Annotated in this window: 17 protein-coding genes; 3 read left to right on the top strand and 14 right to left on the bottom strand. The window is 73.9% G+C overall.

Going from position 1 to position 22,305, the window contains the following annotated elements:
• Nucleotides 1–5: 5 nt before the first annotated feature.
• The 4 genes from ACFIF2_RS10670 to ACFIF2_RS10655 all read right to left on the bottom strand — a co-directional run bounded on the left by ACFIF2_RS10670 (nucleotide 6) and on the right by ACFIF2_RS10655 (nucleotide 4,274).
• Nucleotides 6–1,004, bottom strand: a complete 999-nt coding sequence (locus tag ACFIF2_RS10670; RefSeq protein ID WP_395572497.1) for an amidohydrolase family protein — start codon at nucleotides 1,002–1,004, stop codon at nucleotides 6–8.
• Nucleotides 1,005–1,057: 53 nt separating this feature from the next.
• Nucleotides 1,058–2,188, bottom strand: coding sequence for an FAD-dependent oxidoreductase (locus ACFIF2_RS10665; protein WP_395572306.1), 1,131 nt, complete (start codon nucleotides 2,186–2,188; stop codon nucleotides 1,058–1,060).
• Between the two features lie 23 nt (nucleotides 2,189–2,211).
• Entirely contained in the window at nucleotides 2,212–3,171 is a 960-nt protein-coding gene (locus tag ACFIF2_RS10660; RefSeq protein WP_395572496.1) for a cyclase family protein, read from the bottom strand.
• A gap of 107 nt (nucleotides 3,172–3,278) precedes the next feature.
• The gene (locus ACFIF2_RS10655) at nucleotides 3,279–4,274 is read right to left on the bottom strand and encodes a fumarylacetoacetate hydrolase family protein (protein ID WP_395572305.1); all 996 of its coding nucleotides are present in this window, start codon (nucleotides 4,272–4,274) and stop codon (nucleotides 3,279–3,281) included.
• A gap of 133 nt (nucleotides 4,275–4,407) precedes the next feature.
• Between ACFIF2_RS10655 and ACFIF2_RS10650 the strand changes: the two genes are divergently transcribed.
• Nucleotides 4,408–5,325: a LysR family transcriptional regulator gene (locus ACFIF2_RS10650; protein WP_395572304.1), complete on the top strand. Its 918-nt coding sequence runs from the start codon at nucleotides 4,408–4,410 to the stop codon at nucleotides 5,323–5,325.
• 153 nt (nucleotides 5,326–5,478) lie between these two features.
• Here ACFIF2_RS10650 and ACFIF2_RS10645 read toward each other — a convergent pair whose 3' ends face one another.
• The 5 genes from ACFIF2_RS10645 to xylB form a co-directional block, all read right to left on the bottom strand.
• A complete protein-coding gene (locus ACFIF2_RS10645) occupies nucleotides 5,479–7,002 on the bottom strand; it encodes an aldehyde dehydrogenase family protein (RefSeq protein ID WP_395572303.1) in 1,524 nt (507 codons plus the stop codon).
• A gap of 572 nt (nucleotides 7,003–7,574) precedes the next feature.
• A complete protein-coding gene (locus ACFIF2_RS10640) occupies nucleotides 7,575–8,870 on the bottom strand; it encodes a GAF domain-containing protein (RefSeq protein WP_395572302.1) in 1,296 nt (431 codons plus the stop codon).
• Between the two features lie 72 nt (nucleotides 8,871–8,942).
• Nucleotides 8,943–9,548, bottom strand: a complete 606-nt coding sequence (locus ACFIF2_RS10635) for an N-acetylmuramoyl-L-alanine amidase (RefSeq protein WP_395572301.1) — start codon at nucleotides 9,546–9,548, stop codon at nucleotides 8,943–8,945.
• Between the two features lie 376 nt (nucleotides 9,549–9,924).
• Nucleotides 9,925–11,133, bottom strand: coding sequence for an ROK family protein (locus ACFIF2_RS10630; protein WP_395572300.1), 1,209 nt, complete (start codon nucleotides 11,131–11,133; stop codon nucleotides 9,925–9,927).
• Between the two features lie 310 nt (nucleotides 11,134–11,443).
• Nucleotides 11,444–12,889 carry a xylulokinase gene (gene xylB / locus ACFIF2_RS10625; RefSeq protein WP_395572299.1) on the bottom strand — a complete coding sequence of 482 codons (1,446 nt, stop codon included), beginning with the start codon at nucleotides 12,887–12,889 and terminating at the stop codon, nucleotides 11,444–11,446.
• Nucleotides 12,890–13,123: 234 nt separating this feature from the next.
• Here xylB and xylA point away from each other — a divergent pair, with 234 nt between their 5' ends.
• Nucleotides 13,124–14,287, top strand: coding sequence for a xylose isomerase (xylA, locus tag ACFIF2_RS10620; RefSeq protein ID WP_395572298.1), 1,164 nt, complete (start codon nucleotides 13,124–13,126; stop codon nucleotides 14,285–14,287).
• 192 nt (nucleotides 14,288–14,479) lie between these two features.
• Here xylA and ACFIF2_RS10615 read toward each other — a convergent pair whose 3' ends face one another.
• Together ACFIF2_RS10615 and ACFIF2_RS10610 are read right to left on the bottom strand one after the other, a co-directional pair.
• Nucleotides 14,480–15,832, bottom strand: coding sequence for an SWF or SNF family helicase (locus ACFIF2_RS10615; RefSeq protein WP_395572297.1), 1,353 nt, complete (start codon nucleotides 15,830–15,832; stop codon nucleotides 14,480–14,482).
• Nucleotides 15,829–18,699 carry a DEAD/DEAH box helicase gene (locus ACFIF2_RS10610; RefSeq protein WP_395572495.1) on the bottom strand — a complete coding sequence of 957 codons (2,871 nt, stop codon included), beginning with the start codon at nucleotides 18,697–18,699 and terminating at the stop codon, nucleotides 15,829–15,831. The genes ACFIF2_RS10615 and ACFIF2_RS10610 overlap by 4 nt, the downstream gene beginning before the upstream one ends.
• 260 nt (nucleotides 18,700–18,959) lie before the next feature.
• Here ACFIF2_RS10610 and ACFIF2_RS10605 point away from each other — a divergent pair, with 260 nt between their 5' ends.
• Nucleotides 18,960–19,142, top strand: a complete 183-nt coding sequence (locus tag ACFIF2_RS10605; RefSeq protein ID WP_395572296.1) for a hypothetical protein — start codon at nucleotides 18,960–18,962, stop codon at nucleotides 19,140–19,142.
• A 4-nt stretch (nucleotides 19,143–19,146) separates the two neighbouring features.
• Here the strand turns inward: ACFIF2_RS10605 and ACFIF2_RS10600 are convergent, their stop codons facing one another.
• From ACFIF2_RS10600 to ACFIF2_RS10590, 3 genes are all read right to left on the bottom strand, one after another.
• Complete coding sequence (locus ACFIF2_RS10600) at nucleotides 19,147–20,559, bottom strand: tannase/feruloyl esterase family alpha/beta hydrolase (protein ID WP_395572295.1); 1,413 nt, start codon at nucleotides 20,557–20,559, stop codon at nucleotides 19,147–19,149.
• A gap of 176 nt (nucleotides 20,560–20,735) precedes the next feature.
• Nucleotides 20,736–21,809, bottom strand: coding sequence for a hypothetical protein (locus tag ACFIF2_RS10595; RefSeq protein WP_395572294.1), 1,074 nt, complete (start codon nucleotides 21,807–21,809; stop codon nucleotides 20,736–20,738).
• Between the two features lie 139 nt (nucleotides 21,810–21,948).
• Nucleotides 21,949–22,245, bottom strand: coding sequence for a hypothetical protein (locus tag ACFIF2_RS10590; protein ID WP_395572293.1), 297 nt, complete (start codon nucleotides 22,243–22,245; stop codon nucleotides 21,949–21,951).
• Nucleotides 22,246–22,305 lie beyond the last annotated feature (60 nt).

Genomic DNA, 22,305 nt, shown 5'->3' with positions numbered 1-22,305 from the left:
GGTGATCAGTCCTTCCGGAGGAGGGCGGTCGCGTTGCCGCCCCGGACGGCGTGGAAGTCGGCGTCGGACAGGCGCGCGGCGCGCAGGGCGCCGACCGGGTCCTCGGTGCCCATGTCGAAGGGGAAGTCGGAGCCGAGCAGCACCCGGTCCGCGCCGGCCGCCCGGACCAGCTCCCGCAGCACGTGCGGGTCGTGGACCAGCGAGTCGAAGTACAGCCGCTTCAGGTAGCTGCTGGGCAGGTGCGCGCAGCCGGCGCCCGCGTCGGAGCGGGCCGACCAGGCGTGGTCGGAGCGGCCGATGTGGGTGGGCAGGTAGCCGCCGCCGTGCGCGGCGATCAGCGTCAGTTCCGGGTGGCGGTCGAGCACTCCCGAGAAGATCAGGTGGGACAGCGCGACGGCGTTCTCGGTGGGCTGCCCGACGGTGTTGGACAGGTACCACCGGTCCAGTCGCTCGTCCAGGGTGCAGCCGAAGGGGTGCAGGAAGACGAGCGCGCCGGTCTCTTCGGCCCGGGTCCAGAAGGGCTCGTAGGCCGGGTCGGACAGCTCCCGGCCGGGGGCGTGACTGGAGATCTCCACGCCTGCCAGGCCCTGCTCCAGGGCGTGGTCCAGGGCGCGTACCGCCTGCCGGGGGTGCTGGAGCGGGGCCAGTCCGAGTCCGCGCAGCCGCTCGGGGGCGGCCGAACAGTGCGCTGCCGTGGCCTCGTTGGCGAGCCGGTACAGCTTCTCGGCGGTGTCCTCGTCGGCCCAGTAGTGGTAGTGCGAGGGCGAAGGGCTGACCAGCTGCACGTCCACGCCCTGCGCGTCCATCGCGGCCAGGCGAACGGCGGGGTCGGTCATCCTGGGGACGCGTTCGCGGACCATGGGCCCGCTGACGGCGAGGGAGGCGGCGCCGTTGCGCCGCGCGTCGAGTGCCCGGGCCTCGGCATGCCCGTGCAGACCGGCGACGAGCGCGTCGACCTCGGGCAGCAGGACGTGCGCGTGCACGTCCACGGTGGGGGACTCCACGGTGGGGGCGGCGTCCACGAGGGGCGTGTGTGTGGCGGGGGCGTTCTCGGCGGTCACGGCAGTTCCCTCAGCATGGTCATCGTGCGGCCCATCAGGCCCGGCACGTCGGCGTCACGGACCCCGTCGAGCTGCCACTGCCCGATCCGCACGGACGCCTCCACGACCGGGCGGACGCGGGCGATCCGCCGGTCGTGGTACGCCTGGAACAGCGCGTCGTCCCATACGTCGGCCCCGGTCAGCATCTCGACGAGCACGGCCGCGTCCTCCAGCGACAGGGCGGCGCCCTGGGCGAGGGTGGGCGGGCAGCAGTGGGCGGCGTCGCCGACCAGGACGACCCGGCCGCGGTGCCAGGAGCCCTCCACCAGCATCCGGTCGAACCAGGTGTAGTTGACCTTCGCCGGGTCGGTGATGTGCTCGGTGATCTCCGGCCAGAAGCCGCCGTAGTGCCGGGTCAGGCGCCGCATCTCGTCGGCGTACGACGCGGGCGGTATGGCGGCGCGGTCCCGGTTGGCCTCGACGACGTAGGCGTACAGGGTGGTCTCGCTGGTCGGGCAGTAGCCGGCGATGTAGGCCGGGCCGCCGTAGGCGAGGTCGGTGCGGGTCACGCCGGCGGGACGCGGGGCGGCGACGCGCCAGATGGCCATGCCGGTCGGCTCGGGCTTGTCGGTGATGCCGATCGCGGCGCGGGTGGCGGAGCCGAGACCGTCGGCGGCGACCACCAGGTCGTAGCGGCCCTCGGTGCCGTCGCCGAAGCGTACGCAGACACCGTCCGCGTCCTGGTCGAGGATCTCGGCGGTGGTGCCCAGCCGGACCGACGCGCCGCTGGCCCGCACCGCCTCGATGAGGATCCGCTGGAGCCGCGGGCGCTGCATGCCGACGGTGGCGGGCAGGTCGTCGCCGCCGGTGCGCAGGTCGTCCTGCACGTGCAGGACGGTGCCGTCGGGGGCGGTGATGCCGACCGAGCCGAAGCCGAAGCCGGACGCCTCCACCTCCTCCCACACGCCGAGTTCGCGCAGCACGCGCAGGGCGTTGCCCTGAAGGGTGATGCCGGAGCCGGCGGTGGCGTTCCAGTCGTCCTTGGCCTCGACGAGGTCCACCGCGTACCCGGCGCGGCGCAGCAGGATCGTGGCGGCGTTGCCGGCCGCGCCGCCGCCGACGACGAGGACGGTACGGGGTTGGGTCATGGGGAACTCCCTTGTTCCTCGGGCTACTTGACGGCGATCGGGTTGACGGGCGAGCCGACCGCGCCGGTGATGGGCAGGGGTGCGGCGGTGAGCCAGAACGCGTACACGCCGTCGGCCGCGCAGTCCTCGGCGAGCGCCTCCAGGTCCCACATCTCGCCGATCAGCAGGCCGAGGTGGGGGATGGCGACCTGGTGCAGCGGCTGGAAGGCGTGCTCGAACTCGTTCGGGCGGACCTCGAAGCCCCAGGTGTCGGTGGCGATCGCGGCGATCTCGGTGCCGTGCAGCCAGCCCGCCGTGGTGAACGACAGGCCGGGCGCGGGACCGCCCGCGTACTCGCCCCAGCCGTCGCGGCGGACCCGGGCGAGCTGCCCGGTGCGCACCACGACGATGTCGCCGCGGCCGACGGTCACCCCGTGGGCCTCGGCGGTCGCGGTCAGGTGCTCCTCGGTGATCGCGAAGCCGTCGGGCAGTTCCCCGTCCTCGCCGACCACACGTCCGACGTCCAGCAGCACACCGCGTCCGGCGACGTGCGGCGCCATGTGCTCGATGCCGGTGACCAGGTCGCCCTCGGAGGTGACGACCCGCTCGGCCGGACGTCCGTTCCACGCCTTGCCGTGGTCGAAGATGTGCCCGAGCCCGTCCCACTGCGTGGAGCACTGCAACGGCATCGCGATCACGTCGTCGGCGCCGCCGAGGCCGTGCGGGAAGCCCTGGTTGCCGAGGGCCGCGTCGGTCCCGGTGTCGAGCATGGTGTGCACCGGGTTGGTGCGGCGCCGCCAGCCCTTCTGCGGGCCGTTCATGTCGAAGCGCTGGGAGAGGGAGAAGCTGGCGCCCCGCCGGACCAGGCCGGCGGCCTCGCGGCGGCCCGCCTCGTCGAGGAAGTTCAGGGTGCCGAGCACGTCGTCCGCGCCCCAGCGGCCCCAGTTGGAGTACGCCTCGACGGCCCGCGCGATCGAGCCCTCGGGGTCGGCGGGGTCCAGGATCCCGGTGTGCGCCGGGGGGTCGGTGCGCTTCCGTGTCCCGGTGTGCTCCGGGGGCTCGGTGTGGGCCGGGGCTTCGGTGTGGGCCGGGGCTTCGGTGTGCTCCTGGGTCACTGGGCCGCCTCCGCCACGCAGCGGGTGCGCTGGGCGCCGAGTCCGGTGACGGAGGCGTCCATGACGTCGCCGTCGCGCAGCAGCCTGCCCCAGTGCATGCCGTTGCCGGCCGGGCTGCCGGTCAGCACCAGGTCACCGGGCAGCAGACGCGCGGTCTGAGAGGCGTAGGACACCATGCGCGCCACGTTGAAGATCATGTCCTTGGTGGACTCGTCCTGCATGGTCTCGCCGTTGAGCTTCAGCGTCAGCCGCAGGTCGTCCGGGTTCGCGATCGACTCGGTGGGCACGATCCAGGGGCCGAGCGGCGTGAAACCGGGGGCGTTCTTGCTGCGCAGCCAGTCGGTGCCGATCTGCGGCATGTCCCGGCGGAAGACGGTGGTCCGGTCGGTCAGATCGTTGGCGATCGTGTACCCGGCGACGTACTCCAAAGCCTCCTCGACACCTACCCGGTGGGCGGGGCGGCCGATGACCGCCGCCAGCTCCAGCTCCCAGTCGGGCTTCTCGGCCCAGGCGGGGAGCACCACGTCGTCGTAGGGGCCGGTGATCGCGCTCGGCAGGCCGATGAACACGTACGGCAGGTCCTCGGCCGCCCTGCGGTCCATGATCTCCGCGGCCTCGGCGCGCCGCTCCTCCTCGGGACGGTCGTCGCCCGGGGCGCGGTGCGCGACGTGCAGGTCGATCACGTGCTGCCGGTAGTTCGCCCCCGACTGGAACACCTGGCGCGGCTCGACCGGGGCGTGCACCCGGAAGTCCGCCAGCGGCGTCCGTGCCGGGCCGGGGTCCCGGGCCAGCTCCCGCAGCCGCGGCAGCGCGGTCTCCCAGCCCTCCAGCAGGTCCCGGACGCTGAGGTGTCCCTCGCCGAGGGCGAGGCGCAGATCGAGCACCCGGGCGTCGGGAGTGACCAGGGCGGGGAAGGCCGGCCCGTCCGGGGCCGACAGCGTGCCGAGGGCGAAAGGGCCCGCGAACAGCGCGGACGAGGGTGCAGGTTTCACGGACGTGTCCTCCTGATTGCGGTGGGACTAATCTGGACCCGCCACCAGCGATCAGGGAAATAGATTGTGTGGATGCCCTGCATCCAGCCCGTCGATTCTCCCTGGTCGGCGCCGCACCACAAGGGGAAGTCCCGTGAATCTGGCCCGACTCGACCTCAATCTCGTCGTCGCCCTGCGCGCCCTGCTGGAAGAGCGCAACGTGACCCGCGCGGGGCAGCGCGTCGGCCTCAGCCAGCCCGCGATGAGCGCCGCCCTGGCCAGGCTCCGCCGCCACTTCGACGACGACCTGCTCGCCCGCGTCGGCGGCCACTACGAACTGACCGCCCTGGGCCAGGTCCTCCTGGACCGCACCTCCACCGCCTACGACGTGCTGGAGCGCCTCTTCGCCAGCCAGGCCGACTTCGACCCGGCCGTGGAGAAGCGGGAGTTCAGGCTGATCGCCTCCGACTACGCCGTCGCCCTCTTCGGCACCGAACTCGCCCGGGTCGTGCACGAGGAGGCCCCCGGGATCCGGCTGCGCTTCACCCAGACCCCGCCGACCGTGGTCGACGACACCGCCACCCTGCTGAGCGCCACCGACGGCCTGCTCATGCCGCACGGCGTCATCAGCGACTTCCCCGCCACCGACCTCTACGAGGACCGCTGGGTCTTCCTGGTCGCCGACGACCACCCGAGCGTCGACGACCGGCTCACCCGCCAGGACCTCGCCCGGCTGCCGTGGGTCACCTACCAGCGCACCTACGACGCCCCGGCCGTACGCCAGCTCGGCATGCTCGGCGTCGAACCCCGCGTCGAGGTCTCCGTCGACAGCTTCCAGCTCCTGCCCCTGCTGGTGGCCGGCACCCGCCGCATCGCCCTGATGCAGGCCCGCCTCGCCAGGCTGCTGGCCCCCCTCGCCCCCGTCCGCGTGGTGGAGCCGCCGTACGAGGCCGTCCCGCTGCGCGAGGCCCTGTGGTGGCACCCGGTGCACACCCACGACGCAGCCCACATCTGGCTGCGGGAGACGGCCGCGCGGGTCGGCCGGCGCCTGGCGGACGTGCCTGAGCCGTGACCCGCCCCGCCCGCCCCGCCCGTCCCCCCCCGGTCCACTCGGCGTCATCCGTCCGCTGGATCGTCGGTATCCGGTACGTGCATCGCCGCACCCGTGCCCGGCCGGGCCGCCGGGAGGCACCCGGCCGAGGTCCAGGCCACAGGCGCCCTGGCGCTAGAAGAATCCAAGCTTCCGAGGGCTGTAGGAACAAAGAAGGTTCTTCGTCTGCTGGTAGTGCTCCAGCATCATCTTGTGGTTCTCCCGGCCGATCCCCGACTGCTTGTAGCCGCCGAAGGCGGCATGCGCCGGGTAGGCGTGATAGCAGTTCGTCCAGACGCGCCCCGCCTGGATCGCGCGGCCCGCCCGATAGGCGGTGTTCATGTCGCGCGTCCACACGCCCGCGCCGAGGCCGTACAGGGTGTCGTTGGCGGTCTTGATCGCGTCGTCGAAGTCGTCGAAGGACGTGACCGACACGACCGGGCCGAAGATCTCCTCCTGGAAGATCCGCATGCGGTTGTGGCCCTCGAAGATCGTCGGCTGGACGTAGTAACCGCCCTTCAGCTCGCCGTCGTGCTCCACACGTTGGCCACCGGTGAGCACCTTGGCGCCTTCCTGCCGGCCGATGTCCAGGTAGGAGAGGATCTTCTCCAACTGGTCGTTGGACGCCTGGGCGCCGATCATCGTGTCGGTGTCCAGCGGGTGCCCCGGTTTGATCAGCTCGGTGCGGGCGACGGCGGCCTCCATGAACTCCGCGTAGGTGCCGCGCTGGATCAGCGCCCGCGACGGGCAGGTGCACACCTCGCCCTGGTTGAGCGCGAACATCGTGAAGCCCTCGAGCGCCTTGTCGCGGAAGTCGTCGTCCCGCGCCCACACGTCGTCGAAGAAGATGTTCGGCGACTTGCCGCCGAGCTCCAGCGTGACCGGCTTGATGTTCTCCGAGGCGTACTGCATGATCAGCCGCCCGGTGGTGGTCTCCCCGGTGAACGCCACCTTCGCCACCCGAGGGCTGGACGCCAGCGGCTTGCCCGCCTCCGCCCCGAAGCCGTTGACGACGTTCAGCACGCCGGGCGGCAGCAGGTCGGCGACCAGGCTCAGCCAGTAGTGGATCGAGGCCGGGGTCTGCTCCGCGGGCTTCAGGACCACCGCGTTGCCGGCGGCGAGCGCCGGGGCGAGCTTCCAGGCAGCCATCAGGATCGGGAAGTTCCACGGAATGATCTGCGCGACCACCCCCAGCGGTTCGTGGAAGTGGTACGCGACCGTGTCCTCGTCGACCTCACCGAGCGAGCCCTCCTGGGCCCGGATCGCCCCTGCGAAGTACCGGAAGTGGTCGATGGCGAGCGGAATGTCGGCCGCCAGCGTCTCGCGCACCGGCTTCCCGTTCTCCCAGCTCTCGGCGACCGCCAGGCGCTCCAGGTTCGCCTCCATGCGATCGGCGATCTTCAGCAGGATGCCGGAGCGCTCGGTCACCGCGGTGCGCCCCCAGGCGGGAGCGGCCTCGTGCGCGGCGTCGAGCGCCCGTTCCACGTCCTCCGCCGTCCCCCGCGCGACCTCGGTGAACGGCCGGCCGTTCACCGGTGACGGGTTCTCGAAGTACTGCCCCCGCGCCGGCCGCACGTACTCCCCGCCGATGAAGTGGTCGTAGCGCGACTCGTAGGAGACGATCGCGCCCTCGGTGCCGGGCGCCGCGTAACGGGTCATCCTGTCTGCCTCCCTCATCGAGCGCTGCCCGCCGTTGGACAGCTCTGCGCGCGAGGCTAGGAAACGGGACGTTGCGGAGACGTTGCGCCCACGGCGGCACCGTTGGCGGCGGGCGGCCTCGCACGTGGGGCCGCCGGACGATCGGGCCCGCCCGCGTCTCGGGCATGTCTCCTCCCAAAACTGCCTGTTGCCGGGGCGGGTCGCCCGCCCACCGACCACCGGGATGCGTGCACTCATGGGGACCGCTCGCCCACCGTGGACCGCCCGTCCACGGGGAACTGCCCGTCCACGGGGGACTGCCCGTCCACGGGGGACTGCCCGTCCACGGGGGACCGCCCGTCCACCGGGGACCGCCCGTCCACCGGGGACCGCCCGTCCACGGGGGACTGCCCACCCACCGGGGACCGCCCACCCACCGGGGACCGCCCGTCCACGGGGGACTGCCCGCCCACCGGGGACCGCCCGCCCACGGGGGACCGCCCACTCCCGGAGCACCGCCTACTCCCGGGGGACCGCTCACTCGCCGGAGACCGTCATCCGTCGATGGCCCAGCACCGCGCGTCGATGGCCCGTCACCATGCCCTCGCTGCCGCCAGTTCGGACTCCAGCGCGGCGAGCCGGGCCCGCGCCGCCGCCGTGGGACGCACCGCGGCCAACGCCCGCCATACGTCGAGATCGTCCTCCCCCCACGGAGCGTGCGCCCAGTCCGCCAGCAGGTCGGGGTCGCGGCCGGCGATCAGCGCGGCGCGCAGGCCGTCGGCGATCCGGCGTCTCATCCGCACCACCGCCGGGGCCTGGGAACCCGGCAGCAGTGGACCGGCGTACGCCGTCGCGGCCGCCGTCACCGAACCGGCCCGCAGACGTCGCTCGACGACGGCCGCGTCGGACTCGACGGGCATCGTGAGCCGGTACGGGCGGGACGCCAGCCGGCCGGGTCCCAGGACGCCCCGCAGCCGCGCCAGTTCGGCGCGCAACGTCACCGGCGGGACCGTCTCGTCCTCGTACAGCGCGCACAACAGCTCGTCGCCGGTCAACCCCTCCGGATGGTGGGCCAGCAGGACGACGATCTCGCTGTGCCGACGGCTCAGCCGGACTCTGCGTCCGTCCGCGCTCAGCACCGCCTCGCCGCGTCCCAGCGCGGTCAGCTCGGCGGCCCGGGACGGTGGTCGCTCCGGGGTGAGCAGCGCGAGCTGCGACTCGGCGGCACGCGCGACCGCCTGGACGAACCCCAAGCTGTGCGGATGCGCCAGCCCGTCCCCTCCGGTGATGTCCACGGCACCGAGCACCCGCCCGGTGCGGGGATCGCGCACCGGAGCCGCCGCGCAGGTCCACGGCTGGACCCGACGGATGAAGTGCTCGGCCGTGAAGACCTGGACCGGCCGGCCGACGGCCACCGCCGTACCCGGCGCGTTCGTCCCGACCGCGGACTCCGCCCACCGGGCACCCGGCACGAAGTTCATCCGCCCCGCCCGGCGCCGGGTCGCCGGATGCCCCTCGACCCACAGCAGCCTGCCGTGCGCGTCACACACCGCGAGCAGATGCTCGCCGTCGGCGGCGAACGTGCCCAGGAGCTCCCGGATCAACGGCATCGCCGGCGCCAGCGGATGCTCGGCCCGGTAGGCGCCCAGGTCCCCGTCCATCAGCTCCACGCTGGCGGTTCCGTCCGGGCCGACACCGGCCCGGACCGAGCGCCGCCACGACTCCGCCACGACGGCCCGCACGGGCCGCGGCACCGTTCCCGCCTCGGTGAACGCCTCGTGTGCCCGTCGCAGCGTCCGCGCGTGTTCGGCGGGGTCGGCCCCCGGTTCCAGAGCCAGCCAGGAATCAGTCAACTCGGCCTCCCCGGACGGTGATGCCATGGGGGACATCGTCACTCCCCGGATACGCGCCGACAACCACTTCGACCGACCGGACCACCCGAACGTGGCGTTCCGGGCCGCTCAGGCGAAGTTGACCAGTCTGATGTACCGGGTCCAGTCCCACAGCGGCCCCGGATCCGTGTGGTCGCTGCCCGGTACCTCGTGGTGCGCGATGATGTGGGCGCGGTCCTTGGGGATGCCGTATCGGTCGCAGATCGACGCGGTGAGGTGGGCGGACTGCTCGTAGAGGGCGTCGGTGAAGTACTCGGGGCGGTCCACCCATCCCTCGTGCTCGATCCCGATGCTGCGGGTGTTGTAGTCCCAGTTCCCCGCGTGCCAGCCGATGTCCGCCTCGCGCACGCACTGCGCCACGTGCCCGTCGGAGGACCGGACGACGTAGTGCGCGGACACCTGTCTCGCCGGGTCGCGGAAGATGGCGAGGGTGTCGGCGTACGTCTCCTGCGTGACGTGGATGACGACGTAGTCGACGGGATAGGACGCGGGGCGGGTCGACCGGGTGTAGTTGGACGTGCTCGCCGGCTGCCACTCGGCGGAAGGGTGGTCGACCTCCCGGGGCCGTGCGGCGGCGCGGGTGCCGGAGAGCAGGGCGTAGGGGACGGTGGCGAGTGCGGCGCCCTGGAGGAGACGCCGTCTGGTGGGAGCCGGTGCTGTCCTTTCCCTTTCCATGGACTAGCCCTTTCGTCGGTGGGGCCCTCGGGCCCGGTGGGGTGCCCAGCCGTGCGGCGGACGCGGAGGACACAGGGAACGCGGGGACAGGGGACGGGGAGCGAGGGACGGGGGACGCGGGGACGGGGGGACGGGGGACGCGGGGACAGGGGGCGCGGGGACACAGGGAACGCGTAGAACACAGGGAGCACCGGGAACGCTGCCGGGGGCGTCCGGCTGCCGCCCTGCGAGGTGTGTCCCCGCGAATCACCGTACGGGCAGCGCAGGTTGCGCAGAAGAGCGCCGCGCCGTTCCGTGGACGGCCGCCGCCTTGTGCACAACTCGCTCACTCGATCGAGTGATGGGCGGCGTGGGACACGCTGCCACCGGACCGAGCTCAGGCCCGTTCCGCCACCATCGCGGGGTCGTCGAGGACGGCCCGGACCACCGAGTGCGCGGCGCCGAGCAGCGGTCCTTCCGGGCCCAGGGCCGACACGGTGACCGGGCAGGCCGGGCCGGCCGTGCGCCGGGCCAATTCGTCCCGCAGCGACGGCAGCAGCCAGGGCGCGAGCCCGGCCAGTGCACCGCCCAGCACCACGCTCTCGGGGTCGAGCAGGTTGACGGCCCCGGTCAGCGCGATACCGAGTGCGGTACCCGCCTCGCGCAGGGCACGCCGCACGGCCTCGTCACCCTCCGCCGCCCGCTCCGCGAGCACGCCCACGCGATCCGCCCCCGGCTCCACGCCGGCCGCTCGCAGGACCGCCGTCTCACCGGCGTACTGCTCCAGGCACCCACGCCCGCCACAGGCACACTCAGGTCCGTCGGGCCGCACCGGCACATGACCCAGCTCGCCGGCGAAACCGCGGGTACCGCGCAGCAGCCCTCCGTCGACCACCACGGCCGCACCGATGCCGATCTCGGCCGAGACGTGCAGGAAGTCCCGCGGCGTGCCGTCACCGAGCCAGAGCTCGGCGAGGGCACCGAAGTTGGCCTCGTTGTCCACGGTCAGCGGTAGGCCGGCGGGCAGCAGCGTGCCGAGGTCCGTGTCCCGCCAGTCCAGGTTCGGCGCGCGGACGACGGTGCGGGCGTCGCGTGCCACGAGACCGGGCACGGCCACCGCGAGCCCGGCCGGCCACAGTCCCTCGGTCTCCGCCTCCGAGACGACCTGCCGCACCAGGCCCGTGAGCTGCTCGACGACCGGCTCCAGCGAGCGGCCCCGGTTTCTTCCGTGCCGCACGACGCGTGCGCGCACCCGGCCGCGCAGGTCGACCGCGCAGACCGCGAGGTGGTCGACGCCGACCTCCGCCCCGATGCCCGCCGGTCCCCGCGCGCTGACGGCGAGCGCCGACCCGGGCCGCCCCACCCGGCCGGGGCGCTCGGGGCCCAGTTCCTCCAGCAGGCCCGAGCGGACGAGTTCGTCGACGAGAGTCGACACCGCCGCACGCGTGAGCCCGATCCGCGAGGCCACGGCCGCCCGGGAGAGGGGGCCCTCGGCGCTGACGGTGTGCATCACCCGCGCGAGGTTGCGGCGGCGCATGCCCTGCTGGGTGTCCGGCAGCGCGCGCCCTGGGCGGGCCGGGTGTGCTTCGTGCGGCGGTGCGGTCATGCCTCCGTCAGTCCTCGGTCGCTCGTCGTTCGGTCCGGTCCTCGTCCGCGTGCCCGCCGGGGCGGGCCGGTGGGCCGCCCGCTCCGGCCCGCGGACGTGCCCTTCGACGGGACACCGGACCGCCGATCACAGGCGGGCGCCCCCGCGCCGGACGCGGTGGACGCCGTCCTCCCGCCGAGCACGGGCCACGAGCCCGCCCGCCGGTCGTGGCCGAGCCCGCCCGCCCGATGCCCTCCGGGCCGGTGACCGCTCCGGAGGAACCGTCCGCGACGGTGTCCCTGGGCGGCGGCGCCCGCGTGAGCGCGCGTCCTCAGCGGGAGTCCGCGTCGCGTTCCAGCAGTGGTGCCGCGTCGGAGAGTACCCCGGTGATCCTGTTCAGCGTCTCCTCGTCCCGTTCCACGGCCTCCAGCACCGGCCCGGCGGCCGTGTTCCAGCGCCGGGCGACCGCCGCCGCGTCCTCGCCGGTCAGCAGCCCGGCCGCCTGCGCCGCGGCGCCGAGTGCGACCAGTTCCCTCGCCTCGGGAATCTGGACCGGGCGCCCCGACAGCCGGCGTACGGTCTGCTGCCAGGCGGCCCCGCGCGCGCCGCCGCCGATCAGCAGGAGCGGCGCGGACGGGTCCGCGTCGGCGTCGAGGACCAGGTCGAGGGCGCCGAGCAGCGAGTGCACGGCGCCGTCGTACGCGGCCTGGAGCAGTTGTCCGGCCGTCGTGTCGTGCCGCAGCCCGGTCAGAAGGCCCGAGGAGTGGGGGAGGTTCGGAGTGCGCTCGCCGTCCAGGTAGGGCAGGAGCGTGACGTCGGTGCCGGGTTCGACGGCCTCCCGGTCCAGGCCCAGCAGGGCCGCGACGCGGTCGACGGCGAGCGTGCAGTTGAGGGTGCAGGCCAGGGGCAGCCAGTCGCCGCGCGCGTCGGCGAAGCCCGCCACGGTGCCGGTCGGGTCGGCGGCCCGGTGCCGGGAGACGGCGTACACCGTGCCCGAGGTGCCGAGGCTCATCACCGGCACCCCGGGGCGCAGCCCGAGGCCCAGCGCGGCCGCCGCGTTGTCGCCCGTGCCCGCGGCGACCAGGGTGCCCTTGGAGAACGGCAGCCCATGGACGTCGCGCACGGTGCCGGCCACCTCGCCGGGCCGGACCACCCGGGGCAGCAACGCCGGATCGAGCCCCACGCGCGCGAGGATCTCCTCGTCGTACGCCTCCGTGCCGGACGCCCACCATCCGGTGCCGGACGCGTCACCGCGGTCGGTGGTCCCCTCGCCGGTGAGGCGCTCGGTGAGGTAGTCGTGGGGGAGGCGTACGGCCTTCGCCGCGCGGGTCGCCTCCGGCTCGTGCTCGGCCAGCCAGGCCCACTTGGTGACCGTGAACGAGGCGCTGGGCACGCTTCCCGTGCGCTCCGCCCACGTCTTCGGGCCGCCCAGCTCGTCGATCAGCCGACGGGCCTGCGGGGCCGAGCGCACGTCGTTCCAGAGCAGCGCCGGGCGCACCGGGTCGCCTTGGGCGTCCAGCGTGACGAGGCCGTGCTGCTGCCCGCCGATGGACACCGCGGCGGCCTCCCGCGCGGCGTCACCGCACTGGTGCAGCGCCTCGCCCAGCGCGTCCCACCACTGGCGGGGATCGCTCTCGCGTCCGGCTCCGGAGGACACGGTGTGCGGCGCCTGGCCGCTCGCGACGACCTGGCCGGTGGCCGCGTCGACGACCAGCGCCTTGGTGGACTGGGTGGACGTGTCCACACCGACGACGAGCGGACCCTCGGCTGCTGACATCGGGCTTCTCCCTCTTCCGCGGCTCTGCGGGATCTGACTGGATCACTGGACCGGACGACCCGGTCGATACGGGCTGACCTGGTGTTTCGCGGCTCTGCGGGTCTCGGTGACCCGGATGTCACTCCTTCGGGGACACCTTGTCCCTTCCCAGGACCGCGTGTGCATACTAATTTGTAAAGCGCCATGACGAAATAGTCGGCAGCGAGTGATCGGCAGCGAGTGAGGAGCCGCGGAATGAACTACCAGCCCACCCCCGAGGACAGGTTCACCTTCGGTTTGTGGACGGTCGGCTGGCAGGGCCGGGATCCCTTCGGTGATGCCACCCGGCGCGCGCTGGACCCGGCGGAGTCGGTGCGGCGTCTGGCCGAGCTGGGCGCGTACGGGGTCACCTTCCATGACGACGACCTGATCCCGTTCGGGTCGAGCGACAGCGAGCGCGAGGAGCACGTCAAGCGGTTCCGGCAGGCGCTGGACGCCACCGGCATGAAGGTGCCGATGGCGACGACGAACCTGTTCACGCACCCGGTCTTCAAGGACGGCGCGTTCACGGCGAACGACCGGGACGTGCGCCGCTACGCCCTGCGCAAGACCATCCGCAACATCGACCTCGCGGTCGAGCTGGGCGCCAGTGTGTACGTCGCCTGGGGCGGCCGTGAGGGCGCGGAGTCCGGTGCGGCCAAGGACGTGCGGGACGCGCTCGACCGGATGAAGGAGGCCTTCGACCTGCTCGGCGAGTACGTCACCGAGCAGGGCTACGACCTGAAGTTCGCGATCGAGCCCAAGCCGAACGAGCCGCGTGGCGACATCCTGCTGCCGACCGTGGGCCACGCGCTGGCCTTCATCGAGCGGCTGGAGCGGCCGGAGCTGTACGGCGTGAACCCGGAGGTCGGCCACGAGCAGATGGCGGGCCTGAACTTCCCGCACGGCATCGCGCAGGCGCTGTGGGCGGGCAAGCTGTTCCACATCGACCTCAACGGCCAGTCGGGCATCAAGTACGACCAGGACCTGCGGTTCGGCGCCGGCGACGTGCGGTCCGCGTTCTGGCTCGTCGACCTGCTGGAGAGGGCCGGATACGCCGGTCCGCGGCACTTCGACTTCAAGCCGCCGCGGACCGAGGACCTCGACGGCGTGTGGGCTTCGGCGGCCGGCTGCATGCGCAACTACCTGATCCTGAAGGACCGCGCGGCCGCTTTCCGTGCCGACCCGCAGGTGCAGGAGGCACTCGCGGCGGCCCGGCTGGACGAACTGGCCCGCCCGACCGCCGAGGACGGTCTCGCGGCCCTGCTGGCCGACCCGACCGCGTACGACGCCTTCGACGTGGACGCGGCCGCCGCCCGGGGCATGGCCTTCGAGCACCTCGACCAGCTCGCCATGGACCACCTCCTCGGCGCCCGCTGAGCGATCCGCTCTGCGCGTGAGGTCTCCGGCCCCCTCCGGTCTTCCGGACGGGGCCGGTGCCCGTGGTGCCGCCGGATCCCGGACGGCGGCGGGACCACGACCGCCGGGCGCCGGCGGTCGTGCCGCACGGGAACGACACCCGCGCGGGGGCCGATCACGCGGGGACCGGGGACCAGGGACCAGGGACCGGCGTCAGATTCCGTCGCCGACCGTCTCCCCGACTGTCTTTCCGGCCGCTCCCCCGGCCGTCTCCCCAACTGTCGTCCCGGCCGCTTCCCCGGCCGTCTCCTCGGTCGCGAACACCGCCGATGCCAGAGCGGTCGCGGGGTCCGGGGTCGCCCCGCCGACAGGCACCCAGCGGCCGCGCTCCTCGCGGTAGGGCCACCAGCGGCCCTCGCGGTCCAACCGGAGCTGGTGCGGAGCGCCGACGGCGGTCCACCGGTTGGCCCGCGCCCGCAGCGCCGGCCGCTCGTGCTCCTCCCAGGCCGACTCCAGCGCCGCACGCGCGCGTGCGAGCGCGTCGCCCTCCACGGTCCACTCCTCCTCGAGCACCGAAAGCGCGACGTCACCCCCGAGCCGCCAGGCGCGTACGGCGACGGCGAGCGCTTCGCGGGAGCGCCCCGTTCCGTCGCCCAGACGGAGCGTCACTTCCCGTCCCGGATCCCCCGCGGCCAGGCGCACCGCGTCCTGTGAGACGGTCGGCTCCGCGGCCACTGCCTGCCGGCCGTGCCCGCTCCCCATCGCCTCGGCGAGCAGCCGGTGGGCCTGTGCCGCGGCCCTCGAACCGAGGAGGGCGAGGGCGGACGGGTCGACCCCGGGCGGGGGCGCCGTCTCCGCGTCCAGCGACGGCGGAGCCCCGGGGCCCTCGCCGAGCGGCGGCGGAGCGGGCAGCGGAGGCAGCAGGTTCCCCGCCGCGTACGCCTCGGCGGCGTCCACCCCCTCCCGGCGGGGGGCCGTCTCCCCGTCGCCGGTGCCGCCGTGCGCCTGGAGGGCGCCGAGTACGGCGCTCTCCGCGCGGCCTCGCATCAGCAGCAGGACGAAGGGGTCCTGGTCCAGCAGCCTGGCGACCTGGTAGCAGAGCGCGGCGGTGTGTCCGCAGTGGTCCCAGGCACCGCAGTCGCACTCCGGCTCCAGGTCGCCCAGGCCCGGCAGCAGGTCGATGCCGGCGGTCGCGGCGTCCTCCACGAGGTGCGGCGGCATGTCGCGGTCCAGCAGCGCCGCGACGTGCCCGGACCGCTCGATCGCCATGTCGACGAATCGGTCCCACTGCGCGTCGGACAACCTCTCCAGCAGGACGTCGGCCCGGTGCGCCGTACGGTCACGGTCCATCACGACGGCGGTGATACGGCCGGGCCGGACCGACACCGCGCCGACCGCGCCCGCGCGCGCGAGCCGACGGCCCGCCTTCACCTGCGCCGTGTCCAGCGCCGCGTCCTCCAGCGCCTTCAGCCAGGCGCGCCCCCACCAGGTCTGTGCGAAGCCCCGCCCGTGCGCGGGGGGCAGCGCGGCGAACGTCCGTTCGGCGTCGTCCTCGTACCGGGTCATCGCGTACCCCCTCGCAGCTCGACCAGGTCGGCCAGTTCGGCGTCCGTCAGCTCCGTGAGCGCCGCCTCACCCGTGCCCAGGACGGCGTCGGCGAGGTCCCGCTTGCGGTTCAGGAGCGCGGCGATGCGGTCCTCGATGGTCCCTTCGGCGACCAGCCGGTGCACCTGCACGGGCCGGGTCTGACCGATGCGGTGGGCACGGTCGGTGGCCTGCGCCTCGACGGCCGGGTTCCACCAGCGGTCGTAGTGCACGACGTGCTCCGCGCGCGTGAGGTTCAGTCCCGTGCCCGCCGCCTTCAACGACAGCAGGAAGACCGGCACCTCACCGTCCTGGAACCGCCGCACCATCGCCTCCCGCGCCGTGACGGAGGTGCCGCCGTGCAGGAACAGCGAGGGCACGCCGCGCGCGGCCAGGTGCTGTTCGAGGAGCCGCGCGAGCTGCACGTACTGCGTGAAGACCAGCACACTCGACTCCTCGGCGAGGATCGTGTCGAGCAGCTCGTCCAACAGCTCCAGCTTCCCCGAGCGGCCGGTGATCCGCGGCCGGTCCTCCTTGAGGTACTGCGCCGGGTGGTTGCAGATCTGCTTGAGGCTCGTCAGCAGCTTCACGATCATCCCGCGGCGCGCCATGCTGTCGGCCCCGGCGATCTCCGCGAGCGCCTCGCGCACCACCGCCTCGTACAGACCCGCCTGCTCCGCGGTCAGTGACACCGGGTGGTCGGTCTCGGTCTTCGGCGGCAGCTCCGGCGCGATGCCCGGGTCCGACTTGCGGCGCCGCAGCAGGAACGGCCGCACCAGTCGTGCCAGCCGCTCCGCCGCCGCCGGGTCCTGACCGCCCTCGACGGCCAGGGCGTACTGCCGGCGGAAGGTGCCGAGGCGGCCCAGCAGGCCCGGGGTGGTCCAGTCGAGGATCGCCCACAGCTCCGAGAGGTTGTTCTCCACCGGTGTGCCGGTGAGCGCCACCCGCGCGCGCGTGCCGATGGAACGCAGCTGCCGCGCGGTCTCCGAGTACGGGTTCTTCACGTGCTGCGCCTCGTCCGCCACGACCAGGCCCCACGGCACGGCGGAGAGCCGGTCGGTGTCCAGACGCATGGTGCCGTAGGTGGTCAGCACGAACTCGCCGTCGGCCAGGCCCTCCAGGTCGCGGCGGGTCCCGTGGAACCGGCGTACGGGAGTGCCGGGCGCGAAGCGTTCGATCTCGCGCTGCCAGTTGCCCATCAGGGAGGTCGGGCACACCACCAGGGTGGGTCCGGCCGCCGAGGTGTCGGTCTGCCGGTGCAGGTGCAGGGCGATCAGCGTGATGGTCTTGCCGAGCCCCATGTCGTCGGCCAGGCAGCAGCCGAGGCCCGACGACGTCATGCGGACCAGCCAGTTGAGTCCCCGGCGCTGGTAGTCGCGCAGCGTGGCGTCGAGGGCGGCGGGCTGCGCGACGGCGTCCTGCGCCTCGGGTTCGGCGAGCCGTTCCCGCAGAGCCGCCAGCCATCCCGTGGGGCGCACCTCCACACGGAGCCCGTCCACCTCCGTCGAGCCCGTCAGGGCGGCGGCGAGCGCGTCGACGGGCGTGACCTTGTGGTCCTGCCGGGTGCGGAGGCGGTGCGCCTCCTCGGGGTCGACGAGGACCCATTGGTCGCGCAGGCGCACCACAGGACGGTTGGCCTCGGCGAGCAGGTCCAGCTCCTCGCGGGTGAGTCGCCGCTCGCCCAGGGCGAAGGTCCAGTCGAACGCGAGCAGCGCGTCGGCGGACAGGAAGGACGGGCCGGTGTCCGACGACGCCGAGCGGGACGCCGGTCCGCCGTCGGGCACCGGCCCGACCTCCGCGCGGGCGGTCAGGTCCCGGGCCAGCTCCCTCGGCCAGTGCACGTCGACGCCCGCCCCGGTGAGTGCCCGGGAGCCCGCTCCGAGCAGCTCGGTGACCTCCTCGTCGGCGAGCTCGACGGCGTCGGGGACGGCGGCCGACAGCAGCGGCGTCAGTGCGGGCCACGCCCGGGCGGCGCGGCGGAGAGCGAGCAGGGCGTCCATCCGCGCGCGCGTGCCGAACGCCTCGCTCTGCGTGCCCGCCCACACCTCGGCGCTGTCTGCGACGAGCGCGGGATCGCTCACGCTGTGGACCTGGAGCACGGCCCGGAACGCCGGCCGGGTCTCCGGCGAGGCAGCGGCCGACAGGCCACTCACCTCGACGCGCAGGGACAGCCGGACGCCCGCGTCGTGTCCCGCGGCGACATCGGCGGCCCACGCCTGAAGCTCCGGCATCCGCCGCGGCTCGCGCGCGGCGTAGGCGGGCCCGGCCGTCACGAGTTCGGCGGCGGGGGAGCGGGGCAGCGTGTCGGCGACGGCGTCGAGGAAGTCGCGCACGAGACGCTCCGGGTCGGGCAGCCGCGGAGGTTCGGCGGCGTCCACCGGGACGGCGTGGGCCTCGGGCGGCATGGCGGCGGCGAGGTGCCGGATCCGCTCGGTCTCCTCGGCGCCGAGCGGACCCGCGCGCCAGGCGTCGTGGCCGGCCGCGGACAGCCCGGGCAGCAGCAGCCCGCGCGCGGTGAGGTGCAGGGCTTCGACGCCGACCGTCCCCCAGAACACGGTCGACCGGTGCCCGTCCAGGTGGGTACGCGCGCGCGTGAGCACCGGCAGGGCCGCCCGCACCGGCAGCAGTACCGCGGGCACGACCACCGGCCCCACACCGTCACCGTGGGGCAGCACGACCGCCAGATTCTCCACCGACCCCGATGGGAGGGGCTCGGGGGCCTGTCCGTCGGGCCGCCAGAAGGCCACCCTGCCGGTGCGGGCCGGGTCACCAGGGAGGAAGACGGTGCGGCAGCGGGCGAGTTCGGAGATCTGGGCGGGTGACGCGAAGGGGGCCGTCTGCGCAGCGATGATGGATTCCTCAAATTTGACTAGCCGGGTTGCGGCGGCCGACTGTACACGATGACCGAGTCCGCGGGGTGTGACCGGGCTGTGGCGTGGGTCACTATTCAGGTGAGGAGGTGCTCTCTCCGGACGGAGTCGCCGACAGGTTCTCGGGGTACGTAAGGGTCCGGCCTCAGGGACGTCTCAGGGTCGCGGTGCGGAACCGCCGGGAGCGCGGGCCCGTTTTCAGAACAGAGAGCGGCAGTGGCCGCGAAGGAGGCGACACCATGTCGAACAACGCCAAGGTCGCAGCAGGGGGTGTGGCGGTCGGGCTCATCCTGCTGATCTGGCTGCCCTGGTGGGCCGCCCTGCTCATAGTCCTGGGAGTCCCGGCCGCCGCGTACCTCACCCTCGACCCCGCGCAGCGGCGCAGGCTGCGCCGCGTCACGCGCAAGGAGATCGGCCGCTGAGGCGCTAACGCCGCGGCGCTGCCGCCGCGGCGGTCTCGGTCAGGGCACAGGAGTTGACCACGTCACCGTCCGCGGGCTTGTCGATCGTGTGGTCCGCGGGCGGCGTGGTGCCCCGCTCCACCCAGGCGGTCAGCGCGTCGAACGCGGACCGGAAGCAGGGCAGGATCGGCCGCAGCCGGTCGGGATACGTGTCGTACAGCCCGTCGACGTGCGTGCCGCCCCGCACCGTGTAGTAGCGGTGCAGTCCGCCCCGCCCGCCGGTGTCGATCATGCGCGCGTACACGTCGGAGTCGGCCGCCTTGGGCAGCAGCGCGTCCAGATCGCCGTGCAGGGTGATCAAGGGCTTGCCGATGCGCCCGGTCAGCGCCACCCGGGCCACCGCGCGGTGCACGGAGGCCGGACGCCGCGCGTAGTCGTACGCCGCGTCGGAGGGGCACGGGGCCAGGATCTCCTCCAGCCCGGAGCCGGCGGTCGGCCCCGGGCAGCCGGAGTCGTACTCCGGGTCGAACTCCGCCCGGTAGATCTTCTGCGTCAGACCCCAGTAGGCCTTCTCGTGGTACGGCCACAGGAACTCGGACCCGCGAGCGAAGCCCGCCGCGTACAGGTCCTCGTCCCGTCCGGCGCCGGACATGCGGGCCACCGTCGGCGGCAGGAAGGTGAGCAGGCCCGGACCGTCCGCCGTCCACAGCGCGCCCTCCCAGTCCACGCCGCCGTCGTACAGCTCGGGGTGGTTCTCCAGCTGCCAGCGGGTGAGGTAGCCGCCGTTGGAGATGCCGGTGACGTACGTGCGACGCGGGGCGTGCCCGTAGCGCTGGGCGGCCACCCGGCGGGCGGCCCGGGTGAGCTGGGTGGTGCGGGCGTTCCACTCGGCCACCGCGTCCCCGGGGCGGACGCCGTCCCGGTAGAAGTCCGTGCCGCTGTTCCCCTTGTCGGTCGCGGCGTACGCGTAACCCTGGGCCAGGACGCGGTCGGAGATCGCCTTGTCCGTGGCGTACTGCTTGCGCGTGCCCGGAGCACCCGTCACCACGAGGCCGCCGTTCCAGCGGTCCGGCAGGCGGATCACGAACTGGGCGTCGTGCCGCCAGCCGTGCGTGTCGTTGAAGCGGGAGGAGTCGGGGAAGTACCCGTCGACCTGGATGCCGGGAACCCCGGACGGCGTCCGGGTCCCGCCGGCCGTCAGTCCCGCCTGGTCGGCCATGTCGGTGTACGGGGTGCCCGCCAGGCCGGTGGTCGTCAGGTCGTCCAGACAGGCGCCGCGTTGCAGGGCCGCGCCCGGCACCCGCACGCGGTCCAGGCGGTCGCAGTGACCGCCGCCGTGACCGACTTCGTTCCCCGCCGCTGCGACGGGCGCCGGGACGGCGAGCGAGACGGTCGTCAGGACGGCGGCGAGAAACGGGACACCACGGGGCAGACGCATCGGGCCTCCAGGAGCGACCGGGGGAGTGGAGCTGAGGGCTGCCCCATCGTGCGGTCCCTCCGCGGCGTCTTCCATGGGCCGAAGCCACATGGACACAGGGCCGGGCGTGGAGGTTGGGAACACCCGGAGAAGTGAGGCTCCCGGCGTCCGGCCGTGAACGGGCCGTGGGCCCCGCGTCAGCTCGGCCGGACGGCCATCCTGTCGAGGGCCTCCAGAAGCCCCGGCAGCGACGGCCCCCGGCCCACCGGCAGGACCTCACCGGGTTCCTCGTCGAGCAGGATGAAGGCGATGTCGTCGGTCCGGGCGACGAGCGACCAGCCGGGACCGTCGGCACGCAGGGTCCGCGCCTGTCCGGGCGCGAACGACGAACGGACCCGGCCCAGCGGAGGCGGCGTGTCGATATAGCCACGGGCCTCGGCGAGCACCCGCCGCACCCCGCTGTGCCCTGGGGAGCCGGCGTCGGCGCCGCCGCCGTCCGTGGCGCCGGCCCCACCTTCGCCGGTGGCGGACCGGCTCTCCGGGACACCGGCCCCTCCCGGGACATCGGCCCCTCCCGGGACACCGGCCCCTCCCGGGGCCCCGGGCCCCGTGCCGCCGCCGGCGCCCGTCCCGGTCTTAGCGTCCCTGTCGGTGTCACCGTCCGCGTCGGACGCCACGTCGGTTTCCGCGACGCCCTTCGGGGAGCTGCCCGCGGAACCGGCACCGCCGCCCGCACCCGCACCCGCACCGGCGCCGCCCGCATCCGGGAAGTCCGCGTCGTCCACCTGCTCCCGCCACTGCGTCCACTGCAGGGCGATCTCGTCGGCACCCAGACGCCGCTGGGCGGGACCCCACACCGTGGTGTCGGGCGGCGACAGCGGGGGCCGGTCGGCGGACTCGGGGCCGGGGTCGTGCGGCGCGGGGACACCGGGGGCCGCCACGGCGACGTCCAGGGGCCAGCCGGGCAGCGCGGCGACCACCGTGCGCTCGTCCGGCGACAGGTCGTACTCCATCCCGCAGTCCCAGGACGCCACGGCGACGGCGACCAGGGAGACGTCGTCGATGACGACGGTCCACCGGGCACCGTCCCCGTCCTGGCCGAGCACGAGGCCGTAGCCGTCGGCCAGCGGGGGGAGACCGAGCGCCGCACACGCCTCCACGTAGTCGTCGCCCAGCACGCTCGGGAACTTCGCCGGCGTCAGCAGCACCGCCGTCAGCACGTAGAGCGCGTCGTCCGCGGCGGCGACGGTTTCCTCGTCCGTCCCGGCCATCCCAGCCTCCCCATCGGTTTGTCCAATGGCGCGCACCCTAGTGCGACCGGGAAGCCGTTGTCACGACTCCCAGACGCACGCGAGCTGCGGTTTTCCGGCTGGACAGGGGCGAATCGACCACCCGCGCGGGACGCGCGGATCAGGTCACGGGCAGCCCGAGGAGCGCCCGCGCCACGTTTCGCGGTGACTCGTTCCGCTCCCGCGCGAGCGTGACCACGGCCCGGCACGCCAGCTCGTTCACCCCGAACGACAGCGCCTCCGGCGACACCCAGCCCGCCGCCTCGTCGATCTTCTCCTGGTCGTCCTGCGCACACGCGGCCACGTAGGCGGCGGCCGCCTCGAACAGATTGTGCGCGCGAGGCTCCCCCTGCCTCCCGCCCTCCGTACGCCGTGCGGCGCGGGATCTGTTCCACGCCTCGCGGATCCTGCCGAACATACGGACCACCCCTTCCCCTGTGGGTCGTCACGACCGACCGTGCATATCCCGCTGCTCAAC

Source organism: Streptomyces sp. BK79 (assembly GCF_044142145.1).
GTDB lineage: Bacteria > Actinomycetota > Actinomycetes > Streptomycetales > Streptomycetaceae > Streptomyces.
Note: the sequence above shows the minus strand (reverse complement) of the source record. Positions and strands in the feature narration are given on the sequence as shown.

Coding starts and splice junctions, on each gene's coding strand:
- ACFIF2_RS10665 (WP_395572306.1), bottom strand. CDS start 2,188: ATGACCCAACCCCGTACCGTCCTCGTCGTCGGCGGCGGCGCGGCCGGC.
- ACFIF2_RS10645 (WP_395572303.1), bottom strand. CDS start 7,002: ATGACCCGTTACGCGGCGCCCGGCACCGAGGGCGCGATCGTCTCCTAC.
- ACFIF2_RS10640 (WP_395572302.1), bottom strand. CDS start 8,870: ATGTCCCCCATGGCATCACCGTCCGGGGAGGCCGAGTTGACTGATTCC.
- ACFIF2_RS10635 (WP_395572301.1), bottom strand. CDS start 9,548: ATGGAAAGGGAAAGGACAGCACCGGCTCCCACCAGACGGCGTCTCCTC.
- ACFIF2_RS10630 (WP_395572300.1), bottom strand. CDS start 11,133: ATGACCGCACCGCCGCACGAAGCACACCCGGCCCGCCCAGGGCGCGCG.
- xylB (WP_395572299.1), bottom strand. CDS start 12,889: ATGTCAGCAGCCGAGGGTCCGCTCGTCGTCGGTGTGGACACGTCCACC.
- xylA (WP_395572298.1), top strand. CDS start 13,124: ATGAACTACCAGCCCACCCCCGAGGACAGGTTCACCTTCGGTTTGTGG.
- ACFIF2_RS10615 (WP_395572297.1), bottom strand. CDS start 15,832: ATGACCCGGTACGAGGACGACGCCGAACGGACGTTCGCCGCGCTGCCC.
- ACFIF2_RS10605 (WP_395572296.1), top strand. CDS start 18,960: ATGTCGAACAACGCCAAGGTCGCAGCAGGGGGTGTGGCGGTCGGGCTC.
- ACFIF2_RS10600 (WP_395572295.1), bottom strand. CDS start 20,559: ATGCGTCTGCCCCGTGGTGTCCCGTTTCTCGCCGCCGTCCTGACGACC.
- ACFIF2_RS10595 (WP_395572294.1), bottom strand. CDS start 21,809: ATGGCCGGGACGGACGAGGAAACCGTCGCCGCCGCGGACGACGCGCTC.
- ACFIF2_RS10590 (WP_395572293.1), bottom strand. CDS start 22,245: ATGTTCGGCAGGATCCGCGAGGCGTGGAACAGATCCCGCGCCGCACGG.